16 protein-coding genes are annotated in these 15,244 nt (G+C 62.9%); all 16 read left to right on the top strand.

Annotated elements, in window-relative coordinates; translation table 11 throughout:
* The first annotated feature begins 187 nt into the window (after positions 1-187).
* The 16 genes from H1S03_RS15225 (at position 188) to H1S03_RS15155 (ending at position 15,227) form a co-directional block, all read left to right on the top strand.
* Complete coding sequence (locus tag H1S03_RS15225) at positions 188-814, top strand: RNA polymerase sigma factor (protein ID WP_185805117.1); 627 nt, start codon at positions 188-190, stop codon at positions 812-814.
* Between the two features lie 92 nt (positions 815-906).
* Positions 907-1,236 (top strand): hypothetical protein, encoded by a 330-nt coding sequence (locus H1S03_RS15220; RefSeq protein WP_185805116.1) that lies wholly within the window; start codon positions 907-909, stop codon positions 1,234-1,236.
* The gene (locus tag H1S03_RS15215; protein WP_249777946.1) at positions 1,229-2,791 is read left to right on the top strand and encodes a DUF3141 domain-containing protein; all 1,563 of its coding nucleotides are present in this window, start codon (positions 1,229-1,231) and stop codon (positions 2,789-2,791) included. Before H1S03_RS15220 ends, H1S03_RS15215 begins: the two co-directional genes overlap by 8 nt.
* Positions 2,784-2,993, top strand: a complete 210-nt coding sequence (locus H1S03_RS17540) for a DUF3141 domain-containing protein (protein WP_249777945.1) — start codon at positions 2,784-2,786, stop codon at positions 2,991-2,993. The genes H1S03_RS15215 and H1S03_RS17540 overlap by 8 nt, the downstream gene beginning before the upstream one ends.
* A 6-nt stretch (positions 2,994-2,999) precedes the next feature.
* Positions 3,000-3,179, top strand: coding sequence for a hypothetical protein (locus H1S03_RS15210; RefSeq protein WP_017469950.1), 180 nt, complete (start codon positions 3,000-3,002; stop codon positions 3,177-3,179).
* Entirely contained in the window at positions 3,172-4,017 is an 846-nt protein-coding gene (fabI, locus tag H1S03_RS15205) for an enoyl-ACP reductase FabI (RefSeq protein ID WP_185805115.1), read from the top strand. Before H1S03_RS15210 ends, fabI begins: the two co-directional genes overlap by 8 nt.
* Positions 4,014-4,613 carry a ubiquinol-cytochrome c reductase iron-sulfur subunit gene (gene petA / locus H1S03_RS15200; RefSeq protein ID WP_185805114.1) on the top strand — a complete coding sequence of 200 codons (600 nt, stop codon included), beginning with the start codon at positions 4,014-4,016 and terminating at the stop codon, positions 4,611-4,613. The genes fabI and petA overlap by 4 nt, the downstream gene beginning before the upstream one ends.
* Before the next feature lie 39 nt (positions 4,614-4,652).
* On the top strand, positions 4,653-5,348 hold the full coding sequence (locus H1S03_RS15195; protein WP_185805113.1) for a CBS domain-containing protein: 696 nt from the start codon (positions 4,653-4,655) through the stop codon (positions 5,346-5,348).
* Positions 5,349-5,640: 292 nt separating this feature from the next.
* Positions 5,641-6,801 (top strand): NAD(P)/FAD-dependent oxidoreductase, encoded by a 1,161-nt coding sequence (locus H1S03_RS15190; protein ID WP_221892722.1) that lies wholly within the window; start codon positions 5,641-5,643, stop codon positions 6,799-6,801.
* Between the two features lie 124 nt (positions 6,802-6,925).
* Positions 6,926-8,122, top strand: a complete 1,197-nt coding sequence (locus H1S03_RS15185) for a phospholipase D-like domain-containing protein (RefSeq protein ID WP_221892721.1) — start codon at positions 6,926-6,928, stop codon at positions 8,120-8,122.
* A 183-nt stretch (positions 8,123-8,305) separates the two neighbouring features.
* Complete coding sequence (locus H1S03_RS15180; RefSeq protein WP_157835932.1) at positions 8,306-8,470, top strand: hypothetical protein; 165 nt, start codon at positions 8,306-8,308, stop codon at positions 8,468-8,470.
* 109 nt (positions 8,471-8,579) lie between these two features.
* Positions 8,580-8,885: a hypothetical protein gene (locus H1S03_RS15175; RefSeq protein WP_185805111.1), complete on the top strand. Its 306-nt coding sequence runs from the start codon at positions 8,580-8,582 to the stop codon at positions 8,883-8,885.
* Positions 8,886-8,941: 56 nt separating this feature from the next.
* The gene (locus H1S03_RS15170; protein WP_043847458.1) at positions 8,942-10,324 is read left to right on the top strand and encodes an MBL fold metallo-hydrolase; all 1,383 of its coding nucleotides are present in this window, start codon (positions 8,942-8,944) and stop codon (positions 10,322-10,324) included.
* Positions 10,321-11,829, top strand: coding sequence for a thymidine phosphorylase family protein (locus H1S03_RS15165; protein ID WP_043847457.1), 1,509 nt, complete (start codon positions 10,321-10,323; stop codon positions 11,827-11,829). Before H1S03_RS15170 ends, H1S03_RS15165 begins: the two co-directional genes overlap by 4 nt.
* Positions 11,826-12,728 (top strand): ribose-phosphate diphosphokinase, encoded by a 903-nt coding sequence (locus H1S03_RS15160; RefSeq protein WP_043847455.1) that lies wholly within the window; start codon positions 11,826-11,828, stop codon positions 12,726-12,728. Before H1S03_RS15165 ends, H1S03_RS15160 begins: the two co-directional genes overlap by 4 nt.
* Before the next feature lie 18 nt (positions 12,729-12,746).
* Entirely contained in the window at positions 12,747-15,227 is a 2,481-nt protein-coding gene (locus tag H1S03_RS15155; RefSeq protein WP_065335117.1) for a phosphoketolase family protein, read from the top strand.
* The last annotated feature ends 17 nt before the right edge of the window (positions 15,228-15,244 follow it).

Here is a 15,244-nt window from a genome sequence, read left to right as displayed (position 1 = left end):
TGGTGACTGTGGACAAGGTTGGTGAGAGGCTTCCTAGCAGAGGGGAAGAGTGGGTCTTGGCCTTCGATACGGCGGGACGGAGCATGGCGAATTTGATCTGTGTGAACGCCTGCAAGCATTGAACACGCTCGACGCGATGATCATGTCGACAACAGTGCAAATATCGGAAAATTAGGACAGGAATGTCATGGCATCGCTCGACACCGAAAAACCGAAGGTACCTGACACCTCGACGGAACGTGCGTTGCTCGATGGACGTGGCGCATTTCTGGGGTTCCTGATCAAACGGCTTGGCAACCGGGCGGATGCAGAGGATGTCCTGCAGGATTTCAGCATCCGCGTGCTGCAGCGCAAGGACCAACTCAGAGACGTCGAACGGATGGATGCCTGGCTCTATGCGATCCTGCGCTCCACGTTGAATGACCATTTCCGCAAAGGCACGCGCCGTGACCAACTGGCCGCGGCGGTGGCGCGCGAGCCGGAAGACTGGACCGCTGATGCGCCGACTCAGATGGCACGGCTCTGCACCTGTCATGGCGGTCTGATTTCCGAACTGCGCCCGGCGGATTCGGAACTGATCCGGCGCATCGACTTCGGCGAAGAAGACCGTGAGCATGTGGCGCGCGACCTTGGACTAACCCGCAACGCGCTTGGCGTTAGGCTACACCGGGCGCGCACGGCTCTGCGCGAGGCGCTGACAAATCATTGTGGCGCTTGCTGCCGGGATGACCGTGACGATTGCTATTGTCAGCCTGAGGGTTGCAAGAACGCCGAGCACGAAACCGATTGCGAAGCAGGGCAGCAGAATTCCTGATCGAAACGCGGTCGGTTCTGTAACGTTTTTCGCCAATCGACGTCTTCTTTTGTGACTACGCCTTGGGCCAGCACAGCAGGAGGACTGGGATCATGCCACGGGAGACGACGAATTTTCGTTCGGGAGCAACGGAACCGTCGCGGAATGCCGCCGTTCCGGAGTTCATGTCGCGGATGATATGCAATTGTGCAGAGGCCTCCGCGCATCCAGACGCCCCGATGGCATTGGCGTTGTTCCAGCGCATGGAAATCTTGAAGCAACCCCCGGAATTAGCGGCGCGCGCACTGGGCCTCAAGCCCGGTGATGCGGCCTACCTGTTGACCGGTCTGCGCGAGGATGTCGCAAAGAACCTCGCACTTGCGCTTCTTGCAGGGCGGCCATCCAGAGAAATCTATGAACAGAAGGAAGCCAACAATGAATAAGAGCTTGCGCCTTGCGACTGTGACGCCGGAGCAACTTACGGCACCTGAGACTAAACGGCCCTCCGCTGGTGCCAATGTGCCCTACGCTCAGGACGCCTTTGAACGCTGGGTGCTGTTCCTCGACACGTTACGCGAACACGCCGACAACATGATCGCACATGAACGTCAGGGCATGCCGCCGCTTCTGGATTTCGACTATGAGCTTCTGCTGGATGCCCGCACTTTTGAACGGCCCGCCAATTATGCACTGCTCCGGATCACGCGGGCAGGCGAAGATTGCTGGGACGATTGCGTGGACGAGGCAAAGCCGCCGGTCATCGTCATTGATCCGCGCGCGGGACATGGGCCGGGTATCGGCGGCTTCAAGCATGACAGCGAAGTCGGCATGGCGATGCACGAGGGCCATCCGGTCTATTTCGTGATCTTCTTTCCAGAACCCATGCCCGGCCAGACGCTGGCTGACGTACACTATGCACTGCGTGACTTCGTCACCGAAGTCGCCCGCCGTCACCCGAACGCGGCACCCGTGCTCTACGGCAATTGTCAGGCCGGTTGGGCCGCCGCCCTGCTGGCCGCCGATTGCGACGGTCTGACCGGGCCCATCGTGTTGAACGGCTCTCCGCTCAGTTATTGGTCGGGCGACGCGGCCACCAGCCCGATGCGGATGCTCGGCGCGCTCTCGGGCGGATCCTGGGCGGCGCACATGATCGCCGATCTGGGCGACGGGCGGTTCGACGGCGCGTGGCTGGCGCAGAACTTCGAGACCCTGCAACCTGAAAAGGCGATCTGGGAGAAATACGCCAACCTCTTTTCCCATGCCGATACCGAACGTGAACGGTTCCTCGACTTCGAACGCTGGTGGAATGGCTACTATACGCTGAGCCGCGAGGAAATTCTCGGCATCACTCAGAACCTTTTCATCGGCAATCGACTGGAGCAGGGCGAGATGCAACTGGACGCGCATTGTACCATCGATCTGAAACGGATCCGCAACCCGATCATCGTCTTTGCCTCGGAGGGCGACAACATCACCCCGCCGCAGCAGGCGTTGGGCGGGATTGCCAAGCTATATCCTGACACCGATGCGCTCAAGGCTGCCGGACAGCGCATCGTCTACATGACGCACGAGACTGTCGGGCATCTGGGCATCTTCGTCTCCGGGTCCGTCGCGCGGCTTCAGCATCGGGCGATCCTGGAAAGCCTGGAGGCGGTCGAGGCGCTGGCGCCCGGGCTTTATGAGATGGTCATCGATAATCCTTCCGGGGGCGCAAAGCGCAAGACCGACGACTACGACGTGCGTTTCGAGCCGCGCGACGTCGACGATCTCGGTTTTGGGTCAGACCATGGAGCGCTGGCCCAGGTCGCGCAGATGTCACGGATCAACGAGGCGGCTTATTCGACATTTGTTAGCCCTTGGATCAAGGCCGCGACGTCCCCTGCCAGTGCCGAGATGCTGCGCGCCCTGCATCCGATGCGATGGACCAGAACGATGTTTTCCGAGCGTGTGAACCCTTGGATGGCGCTGGTGAAATCCACAAGCCGACTCCGTGCGTGAGACGCGGGATCCTCTGCCGAAAGACCATCCCGCCATCCTTGCCGAACGCGCGTTGTTCGCGCGTACCGGCGAAAACCTCGGTGCCTTGCGCAAAGCGCGCGATGCATGGCTCACACATGTCTTTGGCGCGATGTACGGCAGTTTCCCCATCGCCACCACCACACAAGCGGGCCAACCGACCGCCATACCAAACAAGGAGTGAAGGATCATGGAATGGATTATCGAAAACTGGGTTCTGGTCCTCGTGATCGGCGGGATGGCTGCATTGCATCTCTTCGGGCATGGACACGGCGGGCATAAGCACGGCAAGACCGCGAAGCGTCAAACTGCACAGAAGAAGGTGCCGGACGCCTCCGCCGATACCCGGGTTCAATCGGAAGATGCCTGACTTCCCCGAATGCTGCGATCCCGTGGAGCTTTTGGACCTGTCCGGTCGCAAGGGCTTGGTCATCGGCATCGCGAATGAACGCAGTCTGGCGTGGCCCGCCGCTCTGCACTTCCGGCAGGCGGGTGCCGAGCTGGCCATCACTTATGTTAATGAGCGCACCAAGACCCACGTGACACCGTTGGCCGCGCGGCTTGAAGCGCCCATCGTCCTGCCTTGCGATGTGAAGGCGCCACAGGAACTCGATGCCGTTTTCGATGCCATCGCAGAACGCTGGGGAAAGCTGGATTTCATTCTTCATGCCATTGGCAGTGTGCCCCCTGCCGACCTGCACGGTCGTCTGACAGACTGCTCTGCCGCGGGGTTCTCGGAAGCGATGGCCGTTTCGGTTCATTCATTGATCCGTATGGCGCATCTTTCCGAACCGCTGATGACCGATGGTGGCAGCGTGATCACGCTGAGTTATCTCGGCGGCGAACGCGTGGTGGAAAACTACAACGTCATGGGGCCGGTCAAGGCGGCGCTCGAAGCCACGGTGCGCTATCTCGCGCATGAACTCGGGCCGTCAAACATCCGTGTCAACGCTATTTCGGCGGGTCCGGTGCTGACCCGTGCGGCATCGGGGCTGACCGGCTTTTCGGGCCTTCTAGAGGCGACCAAGCGCGCAGCACCCTTGCTGCGCAACATAGAAGCCGACGAGGTGGGCCGCACGGCGCTGCTTTTCGCCAGCGATTATACCAGCGGCATCACCGGCGAAGTATTGCATGTAGACGCGGGTGTTCACATCGAAAGCCCTGTTGTCGCATCCGAGATGAACGCCAATCGGGAGGATTCACAATGACCCATGCCGAAGACGACCCTGTTCCTGCAACCGCAAAGGAACGCCGCGATTTTCTCTATTATGCAACGGCATCCACAGGCGCAGTTGCCGTCGGGGCTGCGGTCTGGCCGTTGATTGACTCGATGAACCCCTCAGCCGACGTGACCGCCTCCGGTACGGTCAGGGTCGATCTGTCCGGCGTCGAACCGGGCCAGCGCATTACCGTCAAGTGGCGGGGGCGCCCGGTCTTCGTCTGGCGCCGGTCTGTTGCGGCTATCGAGGCGGCGCGCGCGGTCGAACTCGACGATCTTGTCGACACTGTCGACAGTGCGCGCGAGAACCCGAACCTGAGTGGCGACGTTCCCGCGCGAGACGAGAACCGAACGGCGGACGAAGCTGGTGAGTGGCTGATCGTTATCGGTGTCTGCACCCATCTCGGCTGTATACCGCTGGGTCAGGACGGATCCGCAGTCGGAGAATTCGGCGGCTGGTTCTGCCCATGTCACGGATCGCATTACGACACGTCGGGGCGGATACGGAAAGGACCAGCACCACGCAACCTTGACATCCCACCCTATGATTTGGGCGATGACCTGCAACTGGTGATCGGCACCTGATCGGTGCATCGACCCATTACTTGCGAAGGAGGCAACGACATGCAAACCAAGGATATTATGACGACGTCCGTGATCTCCGTCCCGCAGGACGGAAAAATCGAGGACGCCGTGCGACTGATGCTCGACCATCACGTCAGCGCGCTACCCGTCGTAGACGCGGACGGCGCCCTCAAGGGAGTGGTCAGCGAAGGAGACCTGATGCGGCGCGTCCGCGACACCGACGGCCCACGCCGATCCTGGTGGCTCGAACTGCTGGGCGGGTCGGGCGATTCCGCCCACGACTTTGTCAAGCTCAACAGCCACCATGTTACTGACGTGATGACCCGCGATGTCGTTTCGGTCGAGGAGGACACGGCGGTCGCCGAGATCGCGCGTCTTCTGGAAAAGCACCGGATCAAACGGGTGCCGGTGCTGCGTGCGGGGCGCGTGGTCGGAATCGTCAGTCGGGCAAACTTGCTACATGCCTTGTCGGCAATTCCGGACGGGGCACTTTCCAAGCCCTCAAACGATGATCGTGTGCTGCGCGCCAAGATTGACGAGGCGCTCAAAGAGGTGCCCGGTGCAGCGGTCAATCTGGTTAACTACACAGTTGATAACGGCAATGTGGCGGTCTGGGGCGTTGCCGACAGCGATTTCGAAGAGAACGCCATTCGCGTCGCGGTGGAAAACGTGTCTGGTGTCCGCAGCGTCGACATCCATATGGGCCGACTTCCGGCTTGGGCCTACGGCATATGATCAATACTGTCGGCCAAGGCTCCGCACCATTTGCATGGCCTGCAGGCCGGAAAAGTTTCCTGCATGTTCGAAAGGCCCTGATGTGGTGCAGAAGATCATGGAGAAATGGCCTGCGGGGGGATCAGACCCCGCAGGCGTTTACACAAGGTTCGGCAGAGGAAGGATGCCTGGCATCGTCGCATAAACTGGTTGACAGGCTTGTCCTCTGCCGCATGGTACCGGTCGGTGGATCCTGCGGTTGCACTCTGGACTCCAGAATGCACGAGGGTACCGGGCGCCGGAAAGCGGCGGGATGATGGCACCTGTGCCCGACCATTCCGCCGCCAGCGATGACCAGATTGAAATTGTTGGAGCCGGGCCCGCGGGCCTCGTCTGCGCGATAGTTCTGGCCAAGGCCAACCGCCGGGTCACGGTGCGTGAATGGCACAAGGATGTCGGTCACCGTTTCCATGACGATTTTCAGGGTCTGGAGAACTGGACCGACGCGCAGGACGTTCTGGACGAACTCGCCGAGGCCGGAATAGAGGCCGATTTCGATCATAGCGGCCTTACCGAAGGCGTCGTCTTCGACAGCCGCGCACGGACCCACCGGGTGCACGGAGCAAAGCCTCTCTTCTATCTCTTGCGGCGAGGCAGCGCGCCGGGGTCGCTGGACCGCGCCCTGCTGGCTCAGGCCCAGGCGGCCGGTGTCGAGGTGCGGTTCAACGATCGGGTCACGGCCACGTCGGGGAACATGATACTGGCAGGCGGACCGCGCCGTGCTGATATCATCGCGGTCGGCTACGTCTTTGACACGGCCATGCCCGATGGTGCCTGGCTTGCGTTTGGGCCGGAACTTGCCCCGAAGGGCTACGCCTATCTGCTCGTGAACGAAGGACGCGGAACGGTGGCAAGTTGCATCTTCACGGGCTTTCGCGATCAGGCGCACTATCTTGCAGCGACGGTGTCGTATTTCGAACGTCACGCCGGGCTGCAAATGCAGAATGCGCGCGGCTTCGGCGGTTTCGGGAATGTCAGATTGCCACGCACAGCGATGCAGGGCGGAAACCCGGTGATCGGCGAGCACGCGGGTTTTCAGGACGCGCTGGCAGGATTCGGGTTGCGCTATGCGATGCGAACGGGCCAACTGGCGGCAGAGAGCCTGGTACGCGGCACCGACTACTCCAGGGCCTGGCGGCAGAGTTTGCAGCCGGGCCTGAGTGCCGGCGTGGTCAACCGGTTCATGTTCAACCGGACCGGCGCGCGCGGATTGGATTATCTGATCGGAAAACTCGGTGCCAACGACACCCGCTCGGTATTGGCGACGGCCTATCGGCTGTCGTTTACCAAGCGCCTCGTGCTGCCGCTCGCCCGGTTTCGCTATCGCGAACCTCTCAAAGACCGCAGTTGCGACCATGTCGTTTGCGATTGCGTCTGGTGCCAGCACGGTCTCCATGATCCGTCCGGTGTCTGACCGCCCTGGCCATCGCGCCACCATCGAGATCAAAGCAGGTTCTCGCGCCATCATATCAGGAAGCGGCGCACCAGTCGACGACCCTGACGTTGCTGCCAGATTCACGATGCGCTAAGCGGGAACCATGCGCGTCTTTGACAGAAATTTTATTCGGGCGGACGGTATCAGCCGCAAAGCAACGGGCGTCTCGCGGTCGAGCAAACATGCGCGCGCTGCGATGTGTGTGCTGGACCTCGGCGAGGGCGAGGGCACGTTCCGGCTTTTCGTCGAAGGCGATGTGCTTTTCGACGAGATGATCGCCGCGATTGAGCGCGCGACGCGCGATATCCGCATGGAGTCCTATATCTTTGCGGCCGACGAGGTCGGCGCGCGTTTCGTGGCCGCGCTCGCGGAAAAAGCGCGCGCCGGCCTTGACGTGCGGCTGCACCTCGACGCCTTCGGTGCCGGCCAGAGAAACTTTCGCAGGCTGCGACACGAATTGAAACAGGCCGGGGTCCGGTTCCGCTGGTTTCGCCCCTTCAGCCTGCTGCACCCGCTGAGATATCTGCAACGCAACCACCGCAAGCTTCTGGTCGTCGATGGCCGGGAAGCATTCCTGGGCGGTTTCAACATACGCCGACTGAACTCGCGCCGACTTCACGGCGAGACCCGTCAGCGAGACACCCATGTGCGCGTCGCGGGCCCGCTGGTGGAGCTCGCTGTCAGGCATTTCGAGCGACTCTGGCTTGACGCTGGCCAGCTTCCGGCCAGCGCGATTCCCGATGATACCAAGGGGATCGAGGGGTTGCTGGTGCCGAGCTACTCGCGCCTGTGCCGCAAGCGGCTTGCCTGTCTGCATGCGGGGCTGATCGAAATGGCGCAAACCCACGTTTATCTGACCTCACCATATTTCAGTCCTGGAACCGTGGTCGACCGCGCGCTTCAGGCCGCCGCCCGGCGCGGCGTGGACGCACGTTTGCTGGTCCCCCGCCGGAGCGATCCGCCGGTCGCCGGCTGGGCGACTCGGGCTGCATATGCGCACCTTCTGTCGGCGGGCGTGAGGGTCTATGAATACCTGCCGCGCCAACTGCATGCCAAGACTTCGGTCATCGACGCGGCTTGGTCGATCGTGGGCTCGGCAAACCTCGACTACCGAAGCCTGTTCATCAACCAGGAGCTCGTGTTGATCGCTCGGGATCGGACCCTGGCCGAGCAACTGCAGGCGCAGTATCTGGGCGACCTCGCAGAGGCCGCTGAAATCACCCAGCCGGCGTGGCACCGCCGCGGCTTGCGCGCGCGTGGCCTGGAGGCGATTGGCTGGGCCGCGCGACGACTGCTGTAGCTGTCAGAACCGCTCGACCCATGCCAGCCCGGATCGGGCGTCCCGGTCGGAGCTGCCAAACGACTGCCTCCGGCCTGCGAGACCGCCCGCATCCTCACACTGCAAACGCGCCAATGTCCGAATTCCTGTAATGCTGTCCGTCGAGCCGCGTCTATAGAACGAAGGCAACAAGAGGAGGTCCAGATGGACAGTCTTTCCAATACCCCGAAGCAAGCCAGCGCCGCCGAGAAATCGACCGGATGTTGCGGCGGCAAATCCGACGCGCAGGGCCAAGCCAAGCCCGAGCCGCGCGTCACGGAATCCGCCAAGGAGACGCCGGCCAAATCCGGCTGCTGCTGCGGCCACTGACACGACACCCCCGCGCGGGATCTGCGTCCCGCGCGAGCCACGGCACGGCGGCGCCGGATAGCAAGGCTCTTGCGGACCGGTCCCACCGGCGGCGAGGAGGGAACAAGCCATGATGCCTATCATCTATTTCACCGCAGTCGCGGCGATCCTTTTCCTGGCCCTGCGCATGACGTGCGGGGCATGTGTCATGGGCGCGGATACCGCGACGGGGCGCGCGCGCCTGCCACTTGTGCCGCTGGGCTGGGCGCTGAGCCTGTTTCTGGCGGTGACCTATCTGGTCTGCATCGCGTTCGATCTGATCTTTCCCGGCTATGCGATGTACCAGACCTGGTCCGGCCTGCTGCCAGGGTTCGTCTGGCTGACACCGCTTGGCTTCATCGTCGGTCTGGTCGAGAGCTTTCTCTATGGCTGGTAGGCCGCGTTGATCTTCGGCGGGCTCTTCAACGCCATCGCGAATAGGGAGACTTAGGCATGACACAAATCACACGTCCGAAACTACGCTTTCTGGGTGCCGCCGGGACCGTGACGGGATCGCGTTATCTGATCGAGGCCATGGGACGGCGCATTCTCGTGGATTGCGGCCTGTTCCAGGGGTTCAAGAACCTGCGAGAACGCAACCGCAAAACGTTTCCCGTGCGTCCGAACACGATCGACACTGTGCTGCTCACACATGCACATCTCGACCATTCGGGATACCTGCCGGCGCTGATCCGGGCGGGGTTCGGCGGCCGGGTCCACTGCACCGAGGCGACAGCAGACCTTTGCGGGCTTATCCTGCCCGACAGCGGACACATTCAGGAAGAAGAGGCGCGCTTTGCCGCCCGGAGGGGGTTTTCCAAACACAAGAACCCCAAACCGCTCTATACGCTCAAGGATGCAGAGGCGGCGCTGGAACGCCTTCGGCCGCATGGCTTCGATCAGAGGATCGACCTCGGCGACGGGGTCGCCGCCCGTTTCATCCCGGCCGGGCACCTTCTGGGCGCCGCCCAGATCCGTTTCGAGATCGGCGACAGGGTCGTCCATTTCAGCGGCGATCTGGGCCATGATCCCGATCCGCTGATGCGGCCGCCGAAACCGTTCGGTGGAGCCGATGTGCTGGTCTGCGAATCCACCTACGGCAATCGCTCCCATCCCGATACCGACCCCGAGGCCGAACTGGCCCCAGTCCTGAAGCGCACGTTTGCCCGTGGCGGCACGGTACTGATCCCGTCATTTGCGGTCGGACGGGCGCAGGGGGTGATGCTGCATATCGCGCGGCTCATGGCGCGGGGGGACATTCCCTATGTACCGGTGTTCCTCAACAGCCCGATGGCCGTGGATGCGACCGATATCTATCACCGCCACCACGCAGAGCATCACGTCAGCCGCGAAGACTGCGTCGCGATGTTCGAGATTGCCAAGCGCGTCAACACGGTCGAGCAATCGAAGGATCTGAACACGCGCCAGGGCCCGATGATCATCGTCTCCGCCAGCGGAATGCTGACCGGCGGGCGCATCCTGCACCATCTGGCAAGCTTTGGCGGCGACAGGCGGAACACGATCCTGCTGTCCGGCTTTCAGGCCGGCGGAACACGTGGCGCGGTGCTGGCCGATGGCGCGCGAACCTTGCGCATGTTCGGACGAGAGTTCCCGATCGAGGCCGAAGTGGTTCAGCTCCAGTCCTTTTCCGGGCATGCCGATGCCGACGAAATCCTGCGCTGGATGTCCGCCGGTCCCGCACCCACGATGACCTATCTGACCCACGGGGAACCTTCGGCTGCGGACACCCTGAGATTTCGCGTCAAACACGAGCTTGGACGATCCGTGCGCGTCCCGGAGCACCTCGAATCCGTCTATCTGGACCGGCCGCGATGACCGATACGCTTGCTCTTGTCCCCGCCGGGATCGACACCTACCGGCAACCGGTCGTCTATATGAACGAAGACTGCCACATCTGTCGCTCCGAGGGGTTCGCGGCCCAGACCCGTGTGCGGATCGACCTGGAGGACCGTTGGATCATCGCAACCCTGAATGTCGTTGGCCGCGGAGCGTGGCTTGACGTGGATCAGGCGGCGCTGTCCGCCTCGGCTTGGGCGGCGCTTGGTGCGCGAGCAGGGGACAAGGGAGCGTTTTCTCATCCCGAACCGCCCGTTTCCGCGTCGATGATCCGGTCGAAAGCCTATGGCGACAGGCTGGATCAGGCTGGGTTCGCGGCAATCGTGAGCGACACGCTCGACAGCCGGCTGTCCGATCTCGAGCTTGCCGCTTTCGTCACCGCCTGTGCGGGTGAGCGGCTGGATGAGCCCGAGACCGTGGCACTGACCCGCGCCATGCAGGGCGCCGGGCAGACGCTCGACTGGGGAGGGCGGACCATTCTCGACAAGCATTGCGTCGGCGGTTTGCCGGGCAATCGAACGACGCCGATCGTGGTTGCTATCATCGCCGCAGCGGGGCACCTGATTCCCAAGACGTCCAGCCGTGCGATCACGTCGCCGGCAGGGACGGCCGACACGATGGAGGCCATGGCACCCGTTGCGCTCGACGCCGCCGCGCTGCGCAGGGTAGTCGAAGCAGAAGGCGGGTGCATCGTCTGGGGTGGCGGGCTCGCCCTCAGCCCCGCCGACGATCATTTCATTCGTGTCGAACGCCCGCTTGATTTCGACTCGACCGGTCAGTTGGTGGCAAGCGTACTGTCGAAGAAGGCCGCGGCGGGTGCCACGCATGTCCTGATCGACATGCCGGTCGGACCCACGGCCAAGGTGCGCTCTGAGAAGGCTGCCGAGGCACTCGGCGTCCGTGTGTCAGCGGTCAGCAATGCGTTGGGTCTGAACCTGGCGCTGCATATCAGCGACGGCATCGCTCCGGTCGGGCGCGGCATCGGCCCGACGCTGGAAGCCATCGACGTGCTGGCGGTCCTGCGACGCGCGCCCGATGCGCCTGCGGACCTGCGCGAAAGGGCGCTGGATCTGGCCGGGCATCTTCTGGACCTCGCTCCCGACGGCGTGGCGGGGCAGGGACGAGACCGGGCCCGGGCTCTGCTGGATAGCGGCGCGGCTGAGGCCAGGTTCATGGCGATCTGTGAGGCGCAGGGCGGGTTCCGGGAACCCGGAACGGCGGCGCAGCGGATCGAGATACACGCCCCCCACGCGGGCCTTTTGACATCCGTGGATAACCGCCGGATCGCCCGCATCGCCAAGCTGGCAGGCGCGCCGCGTCAGAAATGCGCAGGCATTCGCTTGCTGGTGCGGTTGGGCGACCGGGTGGACGAGGGCCAGCCGCTCTATGAACTCCATGCCGAGACAGCGGGCGAACTGGCCTATGCCCTGGCCTATGCCGAATCCCAAACCGGGGTTCTCACGCTGTCCGAGGAGGGCCCATGATCCTCATACCGTTTCCCGAAATGAAGCTACTGACCGAAACTCTGGCACTCGCGATGGGGGCGGAATTGCGCACGCTCGACTGGCACCATTTCCCCGATGGCGAAAGCCTGATGACCTTGCCGGGCGATCTGGACGGGGCCGACGTGGCGCTCCTGGCGACATTACGCAATCCAGACCATCATGCGCTGCCGTTGCGCTTCGCCGCGGCGACGGCCCGCGAGATGGGCGCGCGCCGCGTCGGATTGATCGCACCCTATCTCGGTTACATGCGGCAGGACAGCCGTTTCGAGGCTGGGCAGGCGGTCAGCGCGCGGCTTTTCGCGCACTTCCTGGGTGAAAGTTTCGACTGGCTGGTGACGGTCGATCCGCATCTGCACCGGATCGCTCGGCTGGAGGAGGTTTTCCCGATCCCAGCGGTGCGCGCCGTTTCCGCCCCACTGCTTGCAAACTGGATCAAGACTAACCTGCCCGACGCTGTTCTTTTGGGCCCCGATAGCGAAAGCCAGCAATGGGTGGCCGAGGTGGCCCGGCTGGCCGGACGGCCCTATGAAGTGCTGCGCAAGGTCCGGACCGGCGACCGTCAGGTCGAGGTCAGCGTGCCGGAAAGTGCCGTGTTGCGCGATGGCACGCCCGTGATCCTGGACGATATCGCCTCTTCGGGACGGACCTTGGTGCGCACCATTGAACGGCTCGTTGCGGCGGGCAGCCGCGCGCCGGTGTGCCTCGTGATCCACGCGGTTTTCGCCGGTTCCGCACATGATGACATTCTGGCAGCCGGTGCCGCAAGGATCATCACCACCGACACCATACCGCATCCATCGAATGCGATCGGAATCGCCGACGTTCTGGCTGAAGCATTCGGGTCGCTTGGGGTGCGAGCGGGCACAAGCATCGACTAGAGAAGCAGGGAAATCAGGATGTCCGAAAACCACAACAGGCACTTGGAGACGCCGGCCGCCGGGCAAGTGCGGACAAGGGATCGGGCCGCTCTCTATCGTGGCAACGAACCGGCCTTTGCGGATTGGGTGCTTGGCGCGGGTCTTGCGGCCCATGACGACCTGACACAGGTGCGGGTCCACGACATGGTCGATATTCTCGAGCGTCGCGGGCGAGTGCGCGACAGGGCCGAAGCCTGGCGTATCCTCGCCGCAGCAGATCGCATCACGAAGGCGGCAATGTGGCTCGTGGTGCATATGACCTATGCGCGAAACGTGCGCACGGACGGGACACCGCTTGACGCCGAGGATTTCAAAGCCGGTCCCGATGGTCATACCGGCGGGTCGCTCAACATGGTTCCAGCCTATGTCGGCTATCTGGCTGCAAACGCGCTTGGCGGCATGACACGATCCTGGCTGATGGGACAGGGGCATTGCGTTGCCGCGATCGACGCGGTGAACCTCATCGTCAACAACATGTCGTCCGAACAGGAGAACCGATACTCGTTTTCCGATCCCGGCCTGACGCGCTTCGTTCGGGATTTCTATTCCTACGAGATCACCGCAGAGGGACGCCCCGCATCTGCGCTCGGCAGCCATGTGAACGCGCATACCGCCGGCGGTCTCATCGAAGGCGGCTATCTCGGCTTTGCCGGACTGCTCTACGGGCACATGCCTCAGCCCGGTGAACATCTTGTGGCGTTCATGAGTGACGGTGCTTTCGAAGAACAGCGCGGAAGCGACTGGGCACCGCGCTGGTGGCGTTCGAAAGACACCGGGCCGGTCGCCCCGATCATGATCGCGAACGGTCGACGGATCGACCAGCGCACGACAATGGCGCAATCCGGCGGCGTGGACTGGTTCCGTCGGCACCTGCGGCTGAACGGTTTCGATCCGATCGATCTGGACGGGCGCGATCCGGCAGCCTTCGCTTGGGCGATCTTTGAGATCGAGGAACGTCTCGCCGCCGAAGCCCTGGCCGTTCGGGAAAAGGACGAAGCACCTGCGATCCGTCTACACTACGGCATCGCGGAGACGGTCAAAGGTTTCGGATTTCCCGGCGCCGGCACGAACCGTGCGCATAACCTGCCGCTCGAGGGCAATCCGCGAACCGACGCGGCCGCCCGCCGTGACTTCAACGAAGGTGCCGCGAACCTCTGGGTGCCGCCAAAAGACCTGTCGGATGCGGTGCTTGCGCTCAACAACCATGACGCCTCGGGACGTCCCAAGGAGCGGGCCCATCCCCTGATCTCGCGCCCGGCGGTGACGCCCAGCCTGCCCGAACCGCCGTGGCACGCCTCTGAGGGTCGCAGAAACGTCTCGCCGATGGAAGGTCTCGACCAATACTTCGAAGCGCTTGTCCTCGCCAATCCCGGCCTGCGCGCCCGCGTCGGCAACCCTGATGAAATGCGCAGCAACAGGATGAACGCGACCCTAGATCTGCTGAAGCATCGTGTGACCGCCCCCGAGCCCGGGATGCCGGAATCCGAGACCGGTGGCGTGATAACAGCCCTTAACGAAGAAGCCGTCATATGCGCCGTTCTGGGAAACAAGAGCGGTCTCAATCTGGCAGTCTCCTACGAAGCCTTCGCCACGAAAATGCTTGGCGCTTTGCGCCAGGATTTGATCTTCACGCGGCAATTGATCGCCGCAGGTCGCCAACCCTATTGGCTTGGCCTGCCGGTTGTCCTCACCTCGCATACGTGGGAAAATGGCAAGAACGAGCTGTCCCATCAGGACACGACCGCCGCCGAAACGATGTGGGCGGAAATGTCCGATCTCTCTCGCGTCGTGTTTCCTGTGGACTGGAACAGTGCCGTCGCATGCCTGCGGGATGTCTTTCGATCACACGGGGCGATCTGGACGATGGTGGTTCCCAAGCGCGAAGTTCCAGACGTGCTATCTCCCGAACTGGCACAACGGGTGCTGGCCGACGGCGCGGTCTGCCTGCGCGATGTCGGTGGCGATGACCCGGAATTGATCCTGGTCGCCGTCGGCGCCTACCAACTGGCCGAAACTCTCACGGCGTCGGATCGCCTGAAAGAAAAGAGCGTGCGGCACCGTGTCATCGTGATGGTCGAGCCGGGACGGTTCCGCAGCCCCCGCGACGATCATGAGGCGAAGATGACCGCCTCCGACGCGACGCTCGAAATGTTCTTTCCCGAAACGGCAGGCGCCCGGGTCTTTGTCTCGCATACCAGGCCGGAGCCGCTCGGCGGTCTCCTCCGCCGCCTCGATACCGGATCGCGGAAGTCGAGATTCCTCGGGTTCTGCGGTCGCGGTGGCACACTCGATGCAGACGGAATGCTGTTCGCCAACCGATCAACCTGGGCGCATGTTCTTGCGGCTGCGGCGGATGTCACGGGGCGGCGGGCGCTTGATTTTCTGACAGAAGCCGAATTCGATGCGGTTCAGGGACGTCGCGCGCCCGCAGGAGTTCTTTTCAAGGGACATGACGTATGACGCGAAAAAAGACTGGC

This window comes from Pontivivens nitratireducens, from assembly GCF_014235845.1.
In the GTDB taxonomy this organism is placed as follows: domain Bacteria; phylum Pseudomonadota; class Alphaproteobacteria; order Rhodobacterales; family Rhodobacteraceae; genus Pontivivens; species Pontivivens nitratireducens.
Note: the sequence above shows the minus strand (reverse complement) of the source record. Positions and strands in the feature narration are given on the sequence as shown.

Coding starts and splice junctions, on each gene's coding strand:
- H1S03_RS15190 (WP_221892722.1), top strand. CDS start 5,641: ATGATGGCACCTGTGCCCGACCATTCCGCCGCCAGCGATGACCAGATT.
- petA (WP_185805114.1), top strand. CDS start 4,014: ATGACCCATGCCGAAGACGACCCTGTTCCTGCAACCGCAAAGGAACGC.
- H1S03_RS15175 (WP_185805111.1), top strand. CDS start 8,580: ATGATGCCTATCATCTATTTCACCGCAGTCGCGGCGATCCTTTTCCTG.
- fabI (WP_185805115.1), top strand. CDS start 3,172: ATGCCTGACTTCCCCGAATGCTGCGATCCCGTGGAGCTTTTGGACCTG.
- H1S03_RS15185 (WP_221892721.1), top strand. CDS start 6,926: ATGCGCGTCTTTGACAGAAATTTTATTCGGGCGGACGGTATCAGCCGC.
- H1S03_RS15220 (WP_185805116.1), top strand. CDS start 907: ATGCCACGGGAGACGACGAATTTTCGTTCGGGAGCAACGGAACCGTCG.
- H1S03_RS15210 (WP_017469950.1), top strand. CDS start 3,000: ATGGAATGGATTATCGAAAACTGGGTTCTGGTCCTCGTGATCGGCGGG.
- H1S03_RS15195 (WP_185805113.1), top strand. CDS start 4,653: ATGCAAACCAAGGATATTATGACGACGTCCGTGATCTCCGTCCCGCAG.
- H1S03_RS15225 (WP_185805117.1), top strand. CDS start 188: ATGGCATCGCTCGACACCGAAAAACCGAAGGTACCTGACACCTCGACG.
- H1S03_RS15170 (WP_043847458.1), top strand. CDS start 8,942: ATGACACAAATCACACGTCCGAAACTACGCTTTCTGGGTGCCGCCGGG.
- H1S03_RS15155 (WP_065335117.1), top strand. CDS start 12,747: ATGTCCGAAAACCACAACAGGCACTTGGAGACGCCGGCCGCCGGGCAA.
- H1S03_RS15180 (WP_157835932.1), top strand. CDS start 8,306: ATGGACAGTCTTTCCAATACCCCGAAGCAAGCCAGCGCCGCCGAGAAA.
- H1S03_RS15165 (WP_043847457.1), top strand. CDS start 10,321: ATGACCGATACGCTTGCTCTTGTCCCCGCCGGGATCGACACCTACCGG.
- H1S03_RS15160 (WP_043847455.1), top strand. CDS start 11,826: ATGATCCTCATACCGTTTCCCGAAATGAAGCTACTGACCGAAACTCTG.
- H1S03_RS15215 (WP_249777946.1), top strand. CDS start 1,229: ATGAATAAGAGCTTGCGCCTTGCGACTGTGACGCCGGAGCAACTTACG.